Here is a 14,134-nt window from a genome sequence, read left to right as displayed (position 1 = left end):
GGGAAAACACAGTTAGCCTTGGACAAGGCTTCTGATAGGATAGGTGAGGATATGAAGCGTCTAACCGCCCTTCTCCTGTTGGTCCTCAGCTTCTCCCTAGCCCAGGCCCCTGCCTACCCGGAAAACACCCTGGGGCTAGGGTACGCTCCCGATAAGGGCATCTACCTGCAGGGAAGCGCCCTTTTGCCCCTTAGCCCCTTGGGAATCGACACGGGGCTGGACCTGCAGGCCCTCGTCTCCCAGAACCCTGAGGTCTTCGCCTTCTTCAAGGCCAACCTCTTCCCGGGCCTGGTCCTGGCGGACCTCTACACCTCGGTGGGCCTGGGCCTGGACCTGCGGTATCCCTTTGGGGTGCACCTGGGACCCGTGGTGAGCCTCGAGGTGCCGGGAGGAGCCCTTTCCGCCTACGGGGGGCTAGGCTACCAAAGCGGGTTCCACCTGGCCTGGGGAGCCGGGTTCAGGCTCTACCTGGAACCCCTGGCCCTGGAGGTTTCCGCCTCCGACCGGTATCCCTTCCTGCTGAGCCTTCTCTACCTCTGGTAACCCGTGCGGCGCCTTCCCCTTTTCCTCTTCTCCCTTCCCGCCCTCCTCACCCTGGGGGTGTTCATCCTCTACCCCTTTTTGGATGTGATTCGCTTTTCCACCTGGGACTGGTCGGGGCTTTCCGAGCCCAAGCCGGTGGGGCTCAAAAACTACCGGGATCTTTTCCAAGACCCCGCCTTCTGGGGAAGCCTCTGGGTGACCCTGAAGTTCATGCTCCTGGCCCTGCCCCTTTTCGTGGGGCTTTCCATCGCCCTGGCGGTGGCTTTGGAAGGGGCACCCTACGAGCGCCTTGCCAAAAGCCTTCTCTTCCTGCCCGGGCTCGTCACCCTGGGTGGGGCCACCCTGAGCTGGTACACCCTCTTCACCCCCGAGTACGGGGCCTTAGCCCAGTTCCTGCCCATCCCCCCTTGGGACCGGGAGGGGTTCTGGGCCTTGGTCATGGTGGTCCTCTTCACCCTGTGGCGGCACCTGGGGTATGGGGTCCTGGTGGCCTCGGCCCGGCTTAAGGCCATCCCCAAATCCCTTCTGGAGGCCGCCTATGTGGACGGGGCAGGGCCCTTGGAAGCCTTCCGCTACATAGTTCTTCCCCTCATGCGCCCGGCGGTGGCCTTTTTGGTGGTGGTGGGCACCATCCTCTCCCTGCAGTCCTACTCGGCGGTCTTCCTCCTCACCCGGGGCGGGCCCTACGGGGCCACCCGGGTCTTGGGCTACTACCTCTACGAGTCGGGGTTCGAGAACTTCCGGCTGGGCTACGCCGCCGCGGTCACCGTGGTCATCCTCCTCCTCACCCTCCTCTTCGCCTATGCCCAGCTCAGGCTTCTGCGTCACGGCGAAGAATAGCGGTGCAGGCGGAGGTCCTCGAGGTGGGCCTCGAAGCTGGTGTTGAGGAAAAGCTCCCCCTTGGCGTGGAAGAAGTAGAGGTAAGGGCGCCCCTTGGGGTCGGTGCGCACGGGATTGAGCACGGCAAGGAGGGCCTCCCGCCCCGGGTTGCCGATGGGCCCCGGGGGAAGCCCGGCGTAGCGGTAGGTGTTGTAGGGGGAATCATGGGCGAAGTCCCCCGCCTTCCGGGAAAGCTCGGGAAGCCTCTTGCCCAGGGCGTAGGCCACGGTGGGATCCGCCTGGAGGGGCATGCCCCTTTCCAGTCGGTTCAGGAAAACCCCGGCGATGTAGGGCATCTCCTTTTGGCTTCCCGCCTCCGCCTGGACGATGGAGGCCAGGGTCACCCAGGCGTGGACGGAAAGCCCCCGCTCCTCCAAAAGGCGCCTCACCGGGGGCGTGAGCTCGGCCTCGAAGCGGCCCAGGAGGGCCCGCACCACCTCCTCGGGGGTAACCAGGAGGTCAAAGGTGTAGGTGGCGGGGAAGAGGTAACCCTCCAGGGACCTGCCCTCCACGTACGGGGGGCGCAGGGCACCAGGCTCCTGGACAATCCTTAAAAAACCATCCCCATCCAGGCCCGCCTGGGAAAGCCTTTTGGCGTAGTCCACCGCCCTTTCCCCCTCGGGGAAGGTGAGGGTGACCGTGAGGGGCCTCTCCCCTCCCGTGAGGGCCCTGGCCAGGCGGAAGGCCCCGTCCCCCTCGAGGCGGTAGACCCCAGGGACCAGCTTCTTGGCCCGGCCGGAGAAGCGCAGGTAGGCGGAAAAGAGGTACCCGGAGCGCAAAAGCCCGGCCTCCTCCAGGATCCTGGCCACCTCCTGCCCCGTGGCCCCCCGGGGAATGCGCACCGTGGCCTCTTTTCCCGTGGGGCCCAAAAGCCAGAGGGCGTAGAAGAGGAGAAGGGCGAAGGTGACGAAAAGGGCCACCACCCCCCGCCAGAGCCAGCGCCTAGAGCCTTCCCGCAAGGTAGCCCTCCAAGAGGATCACCGCGCTCATCTCGTCCAACCGGCCCTTCTCCCGGCGGATCCGTTTGGGGGCGTGTCTCAGACGCCTGGCCGCCGCCTGGGTGGTGTAGCGCTCGTCCACAAGCTCCACCTCCACCCCCTTGGCCCTAAGCGCCTCCACCAGGGGAAGGACCCTCTGGGCCTGGGCGCTTCCCTTGAGGTCGGTGCGCAAGGGAAGGCCCACCAGAAGCTTTCCTAACCCCTCCCGGCGCACGAAGTCCAGGAGGGCGGTCACGTCCTCTTCCAGGCTCCTCCGCACCAGATAACCTCGGCCGAAGGCGAAGGGGCTTCCTTCCTCCCCCACCGCCAGGCCGATCCTGGCCTCTCCCACGTCAAGCGCGCCCAGACGCATACTGCACGCTGCGATCCGCCAAGACCACCCCCAGGTAGAGCAGGGCAACCCCCATGGCCCTTCCCGCCTCCTCGAGGCCCACCACCCCAAAGCGGTTTAAGGTGCTGGTGGAGGCCAACACCAAAGCCGCCAGGAAGATGAGGGCCGTGCCCCGGGCCCTAAGGGGGTTCTTTCTCCAGAAGAGGAGGGTGGTGTAAAGGGCCACCCCGGCCAGCAGCACCGTGCCCAGGAGGTTAAAGGGAATGGTCCAAAGCCTGGGCGAGGTGAGGCTCGGCTCGGGGAAGGCTTTGCCCGAGGGGGCATAGGGCGCAGGGAGCTGGGAAAAGTCCAGAGGGGCCGAGACCACCAGATAAAACCCATAGAGGATAAAGGGCAGGAGCACCCAAAGAAGCCCCCGGGCCGCCTTGGGGTTCAAAAGGGCCAGGCTTCCCAGGCCCAAAAAGGTCACCCCGTGCATGGCCCCGGTGAGGTACCAAAGCCGATAGAGGAAGGGGTTCCAGGCACCCAGGAGCTTGGACAGAAACTCGGCGGAAACCGCCAGGGCGAAGAGAAGGAGGCCCAGGGAGTAGAGGGCGTTGTGAAGGGAGGGACGCCCCCGGTACCGCCCAAAGGTGAGGCCGAAAAGGGCCCAGGAAAGGGCCACCGCCACCAGGTTCAGCAACATGGCCATGGGCTCATTTTACCGGGGGAGGGTGTCCCCTGCCAGGCACCCCGGCGAGGCTAGGGGCCTCCCTCAAGGAAGGAGGTCGGGAAGAGCCACCCGGGCCTTTTCCGGGGAAAGCCCTGCCCCCTGGGCCAGGGCTCCCTTCCCACCCCCCCGCCCCCCCGCTCGCTCCGCAAGGGCCCGGAAAAGGGCCCCCGCCTCGAGGCCCCTTTCCTGGGCCTTTGGGGAAAGCTTCAGCACCGCCTGCCCCCCGCTCAGGACCAGGGCCACATCCGCCCCCTTGGCCACCAGATCGTCCGCCGCCTGGCGCAAGGCGGCCATATCCACCCCGGAAAGCTCCAGCACCCCGTAGCGCAAGCCCCCCTTCTCCGAAAGGGCGACCTCCTTCTTAAGCTCCGCCTGCACCAGGCGCGCCTTAAGGCTTTCCACCTCCTTTTCCTTGGCCTTAAGCTCCTGCAAGAGCCTCTCCAGCCGCTCCTCCAGGTTGGCCTCCCCCACGGAAAGCCTCTCGGCCAAAGCCCTCACTCGGTTCAAAGCCCCGCGGGCGAAGCGCACCGCCCATTCCCCGGCCACCGCCTCGAGGCGCCTCACCCCGGCGGAAACCGCCTCCTCCTTCTGGATGAGGAAGGCCCCGATCTCCCCCGTGCGCCGCACGTGGGTGCCCCCGCAAAGCTCCTTGGACTCCACCCCAGGCAGGGGGCTTCCCTCCACCCGCACCACCCGCACCACCTCCCCGTACTTCTCCCCGAAAAGGGCCATGGCCCCTTCCCGCTTGGCCTCCTCCAGGGGCAGGTAGCGCCAGGTGACGGGGAAATCCGCCAGGATCCAGCGGTTCACCAAAAGCTCAATCCGCTCCAGCTCCTCCTGGGTCAGGGGCTCGGGGTGGGTGAAGTCAAAGCGCAGGCGGTCCGGGGCCACCAGGCTCCCCGCCTGGCGCACATGGGGGCCCAAGACCGCCCTCAAAGCGGCGTGGAGGAGGTGGGTGGCGGTGTGGTGGCGCTCCGTGTCCCGGCGGGCAGGGTCCACCACCGCCCGCACCCTTTCCCCCACCCGGAGGGTGCCCTCCTCCACCTTGGCCCGGTGCAGGAAGATCCCCCTTTCCGTCTTGAGGGTGGTCTCCACCCTGGCCCGGCCCGAGGGCCACTCCAGGTGGCCGAAGTCCCCAATCTGTCCCCCCCCTTCCGCGTAGAAGGGAGTCCGGTCCAAGACCACCTGGACCTCGGTCCCGGGGCCCGCCTCCTCCAGGCTTTGGTCCCCCGCCAGAAGGGCCAAGACGGTGCCCTCCGCCTCCAGGGTCCCGTAGCCCAAGAACTCCGTGGCCCCCCGTTCCGCGTAGAGTTCCTCCAGCACCTGGGCGCTCTTCTTGAAGATCTCCCGCTCAAAGGCCATGGCCGCCCGGGAACGCTCCTGCTGCTCCTCCATGGCCCTTTTGAAACCCTCGGTGTCCACCCCGAAGCCCCTTTCCGCGGCGATCTCCACCGTGAGGTCCAGGGGGAAACCGTAGGTGTCGTAGAGGCGGAAGGCCTCCGCCCCCGGAAGCACCTCCCCGGGCCTAAGGCCCGAAAGCAGGGTGTCCAGCCGCTTCAAGCCCCCTTCCAGGGTTTCCAGGAAGCGCTCCTCCTCGAGGCGGATCTGCTTCTCCACCGCGGGAAGGTTCTCCCGCATCTCCGGGTAGAAGTCCCCAAGAAGCTCCGCCACCACCGGGGCCAGGCGGTGGAGGAAGGGTTCCTGCAGGCCCAAAAGGTAACCGTGGCGGAGGGCCCGGCGAAGGAGCCTGCGGATCACGTAGCCCCGGCCGGTGTTGGAGAAGGTCACCCCGTCGGCCAAGGCCGCCACCACCGCCCGGATATGGTCGGCGATGACCCGGTGGCTCACCGAGGCCTTCCCCTCGTAGGGCTTACCGCTAAAGAGGGCCACCCGCTCGATGATGGGGTAGAAGGTGTCCGTGCGGTAGAAGTCCTCCACGTCCTGCAGGATGGCCGCCACCCGGTACAGGCCCATGCCGGTGTCGATGTTCTTCTGGGGCAAGGGCTTGAGGATCCCGGGGCCGGGGATGGGGCCTTGGCGGTCGTACTGGGTGAAGACCAGGTTCCAGATCTCCACGAACCGGTCCCCGCTTCCCGTGTTGGGACCGGTTTCGTCCGGGGTGCCGAAGGCCGGGCCCCGGTCGTAGAAGATCTCCGAGCAAGGGCCCGAGGGCCCGTTGGGCCCGTGGGTGATGGCCCCTCCCGGCCAGTAGTTCTCGTCCTCCCCGAAGCGGCCGATCTTTTCCTCGGGCACCCCCACCAGGTCCCGCCAGATGGCGTAGGCCTCGTCGTCGTCCTCGTAGACCGTGACCCAGAGCCGATCCGGATCCAGGCCCAACCACTTGGGGTCGGTGAGGAACTCCCAGGCCCAGAGGATGGCCTCCTTCTTGAAGTAGTCCCCAAAGGAGAAGTTGCCCAGCATCTCGAAGAAGGTGTTGTGCCGGGCGGTTCTCCCCACGTTCTCGATGTCCCCCACCCTAAGGCACTTCTGGCAGGTGGTGATCCTTCGCCACTCCTTGCCCCCGAAGATGGGCTTGGCCCCCAGGAAGTAGGGCTTTAGGGGAGCCATGCCCGCCGAGGTGAAGAGGAGCGAAGGGTCGTTCTCGGGGATGAGGCTGAAGGAGGGAAGTCGCAGGTGCCCTTTGCCCTCAAAAAAAGACAGGTACTTCTCCCGGATCTCCGCCGTGCGCATGCCTTTGATTATAGGCAGTAAACTTGGACCATGACGGTCCAGATGCGCCGCTACCGGCTTAAGGAAGGCACCAGGGAGGCTTTTCAGAAGGTGTTCTTGGAGGTCATCGTTCCCTTGCGCCAGGCCACGGGTTTCCAGGTCCTGGGGGCCTACTGGATCGGGGAGCGGGAGTTTTTGTGGTTCGTGGGCCACGAGAACTTTCAGGAGGCGGAAAAGGCCTACTACCAGCACCCCGAGCGCAAGAAGGTGGACCCCAGCCAGTTCCTGGAGGAAATAGAAACCCGCTTCGTGGAAAGACTCATCTAGAAAGCCATCCCCGGTGTTTGGCCCTCTCTGGGCCCCGGCACGTCCACTTTCCGCACCAGGAATAAGCTTGAGAAGATGGAAATCCTTTCCATGGTCCTCCGTAACCTCCTGGCCCGCCCCGTGCGCAGCCTCCTCACCCTCCTGGGGGTGCTCATCGCCACCACCAGCATGGTCCTCTTCCTCTCCTTCGGGGAAGGCTTAAGGCGCTCCCTGGCCCAGGAGCTCGCCCGGGTGGGCCCTGCCATCCAGCTGGTCCCCGAGGGCATGGAGGGCCTGGGGTTTTCCGGCTACCCCGAGATCACCCCCGAGGAGTACCGGCGGGCGGTGGCAGCGGGGAAGGAGCTGGGGGTGAGGAGCATCATCCCCACCCTCTTCCTGGCCCGGGGAGGGTTTGACCCCCAAACGAGCTTCTTTTTCCAGGGTCTCCCGCAAGGCGTGGCCCCCGACCTCCTCTACCCCGGGGTGAGGGTCCGGGAAGGCCGGCTTCTTCCCTCGGCCAAGGGAGCCATCGTGGGGGCCAAGGTGGCCAAGCGGAGCCAGCTTTCCCTAGGAAGCCCCCTCAGGCTTTCCCCCCGGGTGGAGCTACGGGTGGAGGGCATCCTGGAGGAAAGCGGGGGGCTTGCCGACAACCTCATCTTCGTTCCGCTAAAGCCCTTGCAGGAGGTCTTGGGCACGCAAAACTACACCGCGCTTCTCGTGGCCCTGAACCCCGGGCAGAAGGCGGAGGAGGTGGCCCGGGCCCTCGAGGCCAGCCTCCCCGGCCTCAAGGCCCAGACCACGGGGGACGTGATGCGCTTTGCGGAAAGGGCCTTGCGCATCAGCGACCTGGTGCGTTTCGGCATCAGCCTGGTGGCCCTGGTGGTGGGAGGGCTTCTGGTGGCCAACACGGTGATGATGTCCGTGTACGAGCGCACCCGGGAGTTCGGGGTCATGCGGGCCCTCGGGGCCAAGCGGGGTTTCATCTTCCGGCTGGTGGTGCTGGAGGCCCTCCTCCTCTCCTCCTTGGGGGGGCTACTGGGTCTGACTTTAGGAAGCGCGGTTTCCCAGGCCATCAACCTCTACACCCTGGAGCAGGTGGGCCTGGCCCTTTCCGCCGTCACCCCCAGGCTTTCCCTTTTCGCCCTTCTGGTGGCCCTGGGGCTTGGGCTTTCCGCGGGGATCCTTCCCGCCTACCATGCCAGCCGGATTCCCGTGGTGGAGGCTTTGGGGAGGGTTTGAGACCGCCTTGGCTTCCCCGGGAGTAAATCCTCTTCCCGTAGGCCCTTCCGGAGAAGCCAGGAGATAGGAAAGGATATGACGAGCGTCCTGCGGGCGGAAAACCTCGGCAAGCGCTACCGGCAAGGGGAGAAGGAAGTGGTGGCCCTGGAAGGGTTTACCTTCGCCTTCCCCCAAGGAAGCACCGCGGTGGTGGGGCCCTCGGGTAGCGGCAAAACCACCCTGCTAAACCTCCTTGCGGGCTTTGACCTGCCCACGGAAGGAGGGGTGTACCTGGGGGAGCTGGCCCTGCACCGGCTGTCCGAGGACCAAAGGGCCGAGGTGCGCCTCCGGCACATGGGCTTCGTCTTCCAGCAGTGGAACCTCATCCCCACCCTCACCGCCTGGGAAAACGTGGCCTTTCCCCTCCTCCTTGCGGGCCTTCCCCCTAAAGCCCGCAAGGAAAGGGCCTTAGGGCTCCTGGAAAGGGTGGGGCTTCTGGAAAGGGCCCACCACCTGCCAAGCCGCCTTTCCGGCGGGGAACAGCAGCGGGTGGCCTTGGCCCGGGCCCTGGCCTTGGACCCCCCCATCCTCTTCGCCGACGAGCCCACCGGCAACCTGGACGCCACCTCCCGGGAGCAGGTGGCATCCCTACTCTTTGAAGCCGGGAAAAAGCGCACCCTGATCCTGGTCACCCACGACCTGGAGCTGGCCGCCCAGGCGGAACGGATCCTCTACCTCAAGGGAGGGCGGCTGGTGCGGCAGGAGGTGCCTGGGCCCCCGCGGTAGCCACCCCCTGCCCTTTCCCCGGGACATCCCGCCCACCCCGCCTGTGGCACAATACCCCCTATGGGCAAGCGGCTGGTGGTGATCGGTGGGGTGGCAGGCGGGGCCTCCGCCGCCGCCAAGGCCAAGCGGGAGAACCCGGACCTGGAGGTGGTGGTCTACGAGAAATCGGGGTGGGTTTCCTACGGGGCCTGCGGCCTGCCTTACGTGCTTTCCGGGGAAATCCCCCGTCTGGAAAAGCTGGTGGCCAGGACCCCGGAGGAGTTCCGGAGGCAGGGGATTCACATCCACATCCACCACGAGGTGGTGGATGTGGACCCGGAGCTCAGGACCCTCACCGTCTTTGACCACCAGGAGCGACGCACCCTCCAGGACCGGTACGACTACCTGGTCCTGGCCACCGGGGCCAGGCCGAGCCTTCCCCCCATCCCGGGCACGGAGCAGGAAGGGGTCTACACCCTAAGGAGCATGGAGGATGGGGAAAGCCTCCTCAAGGCCCTGGAGGGAGCCCAAAGGGCTGCCATCCTGGGAGCCGGGTACATTGGCCTCGAGGTGGCCGAGGCCTTCCGCAAACGGGGCCTCGAGGTGACCCTCCTGGAGCTCAAGGACCGTCCCCTACCCCACTGGGACCAGGAGGTGGGGAACCTCCTTAAGGAGGAGCTGGAGCGGCACGGGGTGGAGGTCTGGACCGGGGTGGAGGTGAAGGCCCTAAGGGGCCAGGGCCGGGTGGAGGCGGTGGAGACCTCGGAAGGCGTGGTGCCTGCCGACCTGGTGCTGGTGGCCACGGGGATCAAGCCCAACACCCTTTTGGCCCAGGCCATGGGGGTAGCCTTAGGCCCCACAGGAGCCATCGCCACCGACGAGAGGATGCATACCAACCTGGAGGGAGTGTATGCCGCCGGGGATGTGGCGGAAAGCTTCCACCAGGTACTCAAGCGCCCCTACTGGCTTCCCCTGGGGGATGTGGCCAACAAGCACGGCCGCACCGCCGGGGCGGTGATCGCCGGCAAAGAAGCCCGCTTTTCCGGAGTGGTGGGCACCGCCATCTTCAAGGCCTTCGGTCTGGCGGTGGCCACCACCGGGCTTTCCCAGGAAGCGGCCTTAAGGGAGGGCTTCCAGGCCAGGAAGGTCTTCATCCAAAGCCGGGACGGGGCCCACTACTACCCGGGAAGCCAGCCCCTCTGGGTGGAACTCATCTACGAGGAGGGCACGGGAAAGCTCCTGGGCGGAGCGGTGGTGGCCCATGGGCACGGGGCCCTGCGCATCGACGCCCTGGCCGTCCTCCTGCACCAGGGGGGCACGGTGGAGGATCTCCTGAGCCTGGACCTGGCCTACGCCCCACCCTACAGCCCCGTCTGGGACCCCCTCCTCATCGCCGCCCAGCAGGTGAAGTGAAGCAGTGTAGTTAAGGGAGGAACACACCGGCAAGGGGTGTTAAGCCCCTTGCCTTACACCCTACACTGTAATCCCTCCTGGCTCCAGACTGGGCTTGGGAGGTGAGGGATGGATCCCTTAAGCGTGCTGACCCCAGAGATGCGGCAGGAGGCGGAGGAGCTTCGGCGGGATTGGGCCACCAACCCCCGGTGGAAGGGAGTGAAGCGGGACTACCGGCCCGAGGACGTGGTCCGGCTTCGCCCCAGCGTGAAGGTGGAGTACACCCTGGCCAAGCGAGGAGCGGAGAAGCTCTGGCAGCTTCTGCACGAGCGACCCTACGTGCACACCTTCGGGGCCTACACCGGGGCCATGGCGGTGGAGATGGCGCGGGCCGGCTTGGAGGCCATCTACCTCTCCGGCTGGCAGGTGGCCGCCGACGCCAACCTGGCCTGGCAGACCTACCCCGACCAGTCCCTCTACCCCTATAACTCCGTGCCTCAGATCGTGAAGCGCATCAACAACGCCCTGATGCGGGCGGATATGATCGAGCGCTCCGAGGGCAAGGTGACCCGGGACTGGTACGTGCCCATCGTGGCCGATGCCGAGGCGGGCTTCGGCGGGGCTTTGAACGTCTTTGAGCTCACCAAGGCCATGATCGAGGCGGGGGCCGCCGGCATCCACTACGAGGACCAGCTGGCCTCCGAGAAGAAGTGCGGCCACCTGGGGGGCAAGGTCCTGGTGCCCACCTCCCAGCACATCCGCACCCTGCAGGCCGCCCGCCTGGCAGCGGACATCATGGGGGTGCCCACGGTGATCATCGCCCGCACGGACGCCGAGGCCGCCACCCTCATCACCAGCGACATCGACGAGCGGGATCGGCCCTTCATCCTGCCCGGGGAGCGCACCCCCGAGGGCTTCTACCGGGTGAAAAACGGCCTCGAGGCGGGAATCGCCCGGGCCCTGGCCTACGCCCCCTACGCCGATGTCATCTGGATGGAAACCTCCAAGCCCGACCTGGAGGAGGCCCGCAAGTTCGCCGAGGCGGTGAAGGAGGAGTTCCCGGATAAGCTCCTCGCCTACAACCTCTCCCCCTCCTTCAACTGGAAGAAGTTCCTGGACGACGAAACCATCGCCAAGTTCAACCGGGAGCTGGGGGAGATGGGGTACAAGTTCCAGTTCATCACCCTGGCGGGCTGGCACACCGTGAACTACTACACCTGGGAGCTGGCCAAGGGCTACAAGGCCCGGGGCATGCCTGCCTTCGTGGAGCTCCAGCAGAAGGAGTTCCTGGCCCAGGCCCAGGGCTTCACCGCCGTGAAGCACCAGCGGGAGGTGGGGGCGGGCTACTTCGACGAGGTGGTCCTGGCCCTCACCCAGGGGGAGGCCTCCACCCTGGCCCTCAAGGGCTCCACCGAGGAGGCCCAGTTCAACGAACCCGTGCACTAGGTTTAGCGGGAAGCCTGCTCTGCCGCCCTCCAGGTTCGGAGGGCGGCAGGTTCCTTTTCCGTGGTAGGCCGAAGGCACACCAAAGCTGATATAGTGTAATCACCATGCCAGAGGCCAATACACCCTGGCTACGCTACCTGGAAGACCTCCGTCCCCACCTTAAGGGCCGGGACCATCGGGGCAAGCGGGGCTCCTTAAGGTGGCTCGAGGCCCTTATGGCCGAGCGGGGCGGGAAGGCGGGGACCGTGCGCAACATCCTCTACAAGGACCTGGGAAGCCCCGAGGAGAAGGAAAGGCTTTACGGGGTCATCGCCGACCTGTACCAAGAGGCGGGCCTCCCACCCCCCCCTCCCCCGGCGGAGCTTTTCCTGGAAAGCGCCCGCAAGACCCTGGGCCGGGACAAGCGCCGCATCTTTCGCCGCTTTCTGAAGGAGCTGGAAGCCGGGGGGAGGCCTCAGATGGTGGTGGTGGGGGGGCCGGCCACAGGCAAGGGAGTCCTCCTGGCGGCCTTGAGCCGCGCCCTATCCGCTTTGCCGGGCAAGGAACCCTTCCTCCTCAACCTGGGAGGGGAGCTGGCCCAGGCCTTGGTCCCCTTGGCCGAGGGCCTGGGAACAGGGGAGGAGGTGCGGGCCCTTCTGGCCCAGCTCTCCCCCACCCAGCCCTACATCCTGCAGGGAGCCTTGGAACACGAGGTGCTGGCCCTTTTGGCCCGGGGCCTAAACCGGGAAGGCCGCCCCCTACTGCTTCGGGCCGAGGCGGAGGGAACCCTAGAAGGCCTTCCCCTGCGGGGTCCAGACGGCACCCAACGGGGGCTTGCCGCCTGGCTGGAACCTTTCCTGAAGGCCCTGACCATCCCCTACGTGGCAGCCCTGAGCGAGCCACCCCCTACCCTGCCCCACCAGCCCCTTTCCCCCCCGAGCCGGGAGGAGGCCAGGCGCTTCGTGCGGGAACGGCTTCCCCATCTGCCCCCGGAAAGGCTGGAGGCCCTGGTGAACCAAGCGGGGCGCAACTTTGGGGAGCTTTCCCGCCTGGTCCTCCTGGAGGCCGCCAAGCACGACCCTAAGACCCCCCTTCAGGACGACCCAGCCCTGAAGCCCTTGCTCCTGGCCCTCTCCGCCTTCAGCCCCGAGGCCGACCCCACCTTTCCCGCAGAGCTTTTAGAGAAAGCTTTGGGCAAGCCTCTGGAACGCCTTTCCCAGGCGGAAAGGGCCCTCTTGGACTGGGTGGGGGAAGGCTTGGTGCGCCCTGCCCTAAGAAGCCTCCTTCCCCAAGAAGCCCCCAGGGAACTCCACCGCCTGGCCCTCTCCTTCTTCCCCAAGGAAAACCTCTTCCGCAAGCTCCACCACGCCTACAAGGCGGGGGACACCCAGATACTTCTGGACCTTCTCCAGGAGGATCCCGCCCGGCTGGCCCTCCTTCCCGGGCTTTGGCAGGAAGCCCAGGCCTGGCCCCGGGAGGACCTCGAGGCCCTGGCCGCGGTGGTGGTGCGCTACCGGGCCGTCTTGGGCCAGTACGCCCACCCCGAGGCGGAGGAAGCCCTCAGGGTGCTCTCGGAGGCCCAAAACCCTTCCTTGCGCACCTGGGCCCGCATCAAGGCAGCCGAGGCCAAGGCGGATGCCGCCCTTTACAAGGAGGCGGAGGAGCTTCTGCCTCCCAAGGAGGACCTCACGCTCCTGGACGATACCGCCCAGGCGGAGGGGCTTTTGGTCATGGCGGCGGTGGAGCGCTGGAAGGGGGATTACGAGAGGGCAGCCCGCTTTGTGGAGGAGGCGCAGGGGCTTCCCGTGGCCCCCTTCCTGCAGGACCGGGTGTACTTGTGGCGGGGCCTGGTGGCCAAGGACCTGGGCCGCTACCCGGAGGCCCTGGAGGCCCTCTCCCGGGTGGGCCATGACCCCCTCCTCCTGGGGAGGGCCCGCTACCAGATGGGGGACCTCCTCATGCGCCTGGGAAGCCTGGAGGCCAAGCCCCGCATGGAGGAGGGCCTGAAGGCCCTGGAGGAGGGTGGTGCCCCCAAGGACGAGGTGGCCCGGGTGCGGGCCCGCTACGCCACCCTCCTTCGGCGCCTGGGCCTGTACGAGGAGGCAGGAAAAGCCATGGAGAAGGCCCTGGCCGAAGCGGAGGACCCCTTCACCCGGGCCCGGGTGGAAAGCGAGGCCGGGATCCTCGAGGCGGCCCGCGGCCGTCCCTTTGCCGCCCTAAGCCTTTTGGTCCCCGCCGAGGCCTACTTCCGCTCCACCGAGGAGAGGCCCAAGGAAGCCCGCTACCGCCATCTGCGCACCCTCTTCCGCCTGGGAGCCACCTACCTCCTCTTGGAGGCAGGGCAACCCTACCGGGCCCCCTTCCTGGGAGGGCTCCACGCCCCCACGGCCCAGCGCCTCCTCGAGGACCTCCTGGAGCAAATCCCCTGGGAGGCCACGGATCGCTACACCGCCTTGCGGCTGGACACCGCAAGCCTCCTGGCCCTCCTCCTTTCCCCCGCCGAGGGAAAGGCCCTCCTAAAGCCCCTTTTGGATGTGGAAAACCCCTACCTCAGGGCCCAGGCCCGCCTGAGCTACGCCGAAACCCTGGTCCGCGAGGGCAACCTGGGGGAGGCCCTGGCCCAGGTGGTGGCCCTCCCTCCCCTGGAGGACCCTGGCCTTTTAGCCCAGGCCCGGGCGGTGGAGGTGCTGGCCCTCTTGGGCCTGGGGGAGAAGGAGGCCGCCTGGCAAAAACTTTCGGAGGTGAGGAGAAGCCCTCTCCCCGAACCCTTCCGCTTCCAGCTGGGCCGGGCTTTGGGCCGCTTCTGCCCCGAGCTGCAAAGGCGCCTTCCCCCCACCCCCCTGGCCCTTCCCGAGGCCCTGGGCTTCCACCTGGCAAATCCCGACTAAATCACTA

Annotated in this window: 12 protein-coding genes; 8 read left to right on the top strand and 4 right to left on the bottom strand. The window is 66.8% G+C overall.

The genetic code is table 11. The annotated features are described in order from the left end of the window. Nucleotides 1-51: 51 nt before the first annotated feature. Nucleotides 52-543, top strand: coding sequence for a bioflim formation protein (locus tag KQ693_RS04495; protein ID WP_267262049.1), 492 nt, complete (start codon nucleotides 52-54; stop codon nucleotides 541-543). A 3-nt stretch (nucleotides 544-546) separates the two neighbouring features. After that, on the top strand, nucleotides 547-1,383 hold the full coding sequence (locus tag KQ693_RS04490) for a carbohydrate ABC transporter permease (protein ID WP_028494029.1): 837 nt from the start codon (nucleotides 547-549) through the stop codon (nucleotides 1,381-1,383). Here KQ693_RS04490 and mltG read toward each other — a convergent pair. The 4 genes from mltG to alaS form a co-directional block, all read right to left on the bottom strand. After that, a complete protein-coding gene (gene mltG / locus KQ693_RS04485) occupies nucleotides 1,368-2,381 on the bottom strand; it encodes an endolytic transglycosylase MltG (RefSeq protein ID WP_028494028.1) in 1,014 nt (337 codons plus the stop codon). The two genes, KQ693_RS04490 and mltG, sit on opposite strands and share 16 nt — an antisense overlap. Next, nucleotides 2,365-2,772, bottom strand: coding sequence for a Holliday junction resolvase RuvX (gene ruvX / locus KQ693_RS04480; RefSeq protein ID WP_267262048.1), 408 nt, complete (start codon nucleotides 2,770-2,772; stop codon nucleotides 2,365-2,367). The genes mltG and ruvX overlap by 17 nt, the downstream gene beginning before the upstream one ends. Further along, a complete protein-coding gene (locus KQ693_RS04475; RefSeq protein ID WP_267262352.1) occupies nucleotides 2,753-3,436 on the bottom strand; it encodes a hypothetical protein in 684 nt (227 codons plus the stop codon). The genes ruvX and KQ693_RS04475 overlap by 20 nt, the downstream gene beginning before the upstream one ends. A 69-nt stretch (nucleotides 3,437-3,505) precedes the next feature. Then, entirely contained in the window at nucleotides 3,506-6,154 is a 2,649-nt protein-coding gene (gene alaS, locus KQ693_RS04470; RefSeq protein ID WP_267262047.1) for an alanine--tRNA ligase, read from the bottom strand. Nucleotides 6,155-6,184: 30 nt separating this feature from the next. Between alaS and KQ693_RS04465 the strand changes: the two genes are divergently transcribed. The 6 genes from KQ693_RS04465 to KQ693_RS04440 all read left to right on the top strand — a co-directional run bounded on the left by KQ693_RS04465 (nucleotide 6,185) and on the right by KQ693_RS04440 (nucleotide 14,127). After that, entirely contained in the window at nucleotides 6,185-6,460 is a 276-nt protein-coding gene (locus tag KQ693_RS04465) for an NIPSNAP family protein (RefSeq protein WP_015716318.1), read from the top strand. Nucleotides 6,461-6,535: 75 nt separating this feature from the next. Continuing rightward, nucleotides 6,536-7,678: an ABC transporter permease gene (locus tag KQ693_RS04460; protein ID WP_267262046.1), complete on the top strand. Its 1,143-nt coding sequence runs from the start codon at nucleotides 6,536-6,538 to the stop codon at nucleotides 7,676-7,678. Nucleotides 7,679-7,753: 75 nt separating this feature from the next. After that, the gene (locus KQ693_RS04455) at nucleotides 7,754-8,443 is read left to right on the top strand and encodes an ABC transporter ATP-binding protein (protein WP_267262045.1); all 690 of its coding nucleotides are present in this window, start codon (nucleotides 7,754-7,756) and stop codon (nucleotides 8,441-8,443) included. 60 nt (nucleotides 8,444-8,503) lie between these two features. Next, nucleotides 8,504-9,835, top strand: a complete 1,332-nt coding sequence (locus KQ693_RS04450; RefSeq protein ID WP_267262044.1) for an FAD-dependent oxidoreductase — start codon at nucleotides 8,504-8,506, stop codon at nucleotides 9,833-9,835. 108 nt (nucleotides 9,836-9,943) lie between these two features. Then, nucleotides 9,944-11,260, top strand: coding sequence for an isocitrate lyase (gene aceA, locus KQ693_RS04445; protein ID WP_267262043.1), 1,317 nt, complete (start codon nucleotides 9,944-9,946; stop codon nucleotides 11,258-11,260). 104 nt (nucleotides 11,261-11,364) lie between these two features. Then, on the top strand, nucleotides 11,365-14,127 hold the full coding sequence (locus KQ693_RS04440; protein ID WP_267262042.1) for a hypothetical protein: 2,763 nt from the start codon (nucleotides 11,365-11,367) through the stop codon (nucleotides 14,125-14,127). Nucleotides 14,128-14,134: the final 7 nt, after the last annotated feature.

The sequence above is a fragment of the Thermus brevis genome, assembly GCF_026427635.1.
Taxonomy (GTDB): domain Bacteria; phylum Deinococcota; class Deinococci; order Deinococcales; family Thermaceae; genus Thermus; species Thermus antranikianii.
Note: the sequence above shows the minus strand (reverse complement) of the source record. Positions and strands in the feature narration are given on the sequence as shown.

Bases quoted from the DNA above. Each gene is read 5' to 3' on its own strand.
- KQ693_RS04495 (WP_267262049.1), top strand. From the start codon at position 52: ATGAAGCGTCTAACCGCCCTTCTCCTGTTGGTCCTCAGCTTCTCCCTA.
- ruvX (WP_267262048.1), bottom strand. From the start codon at position 2,772: ATGCGTCTGGGCGCGCTTGACGTGGGAGAGGCCAGGATCGGCCTGGCG.
- KQ693_RS04475 (WP_267262352.1), bottom strand. From the start codon at position 3,436: ATGTTGCTGAACCTGGTGGCGGTGGCCCTTTCCTGGGCCCTTTTCGGC.
- alaS (WP_267262047.1), bottom strand. From the start codon at position 6,154: ATGCGCACGGCGGAGATCCGGGAGAAGTACCTGTCTTTTTTTGAGGGC.
- KQ693_RS04465 (WP_015716318.1), top strand. From the start codon at position 6,185: ATGACGGTCCAGATGCGCCGCTACCGGCTTAAGGAAGGCACCAGGGAG.
- KQ693_RS04460 (WP_267262046.1), top strand. From the start codon at position 6,536: ATGGAAATCCTTTCCATGGTCCTCCGTAACCTCCTGGCCCGCCCCGTG.
- KQ693_RS04455 (WP_267262045.1), top strand. From the start codon at position 7,754: ATGACGAGCGTCCTGCGGGCGGAAAACCTCGGCAAGCGCTACCGGCAA.
- KQ693_RS04450 (WP_267262044.1), top strand. From the start codon at position 8,504: ATGGGCAAGCGGCTGGTGGTGATCGGTGGGGTGGCAGGCGGGGCCTCC.
- aceA (WP_267262043.1), top strand. From the start codon at position 9,944: ATGGATCCCTTAAGCGTGCTGACCCCAGAGATGCGGCAGGAGGCGGAG.
- KQ693_RS04440 (WP_267262042.1), top strand. From the start codon at position 11,365: ATGCCAGAGGCCAATACACCCTGGCTACGCTACCTGGAAGACCTCCGT.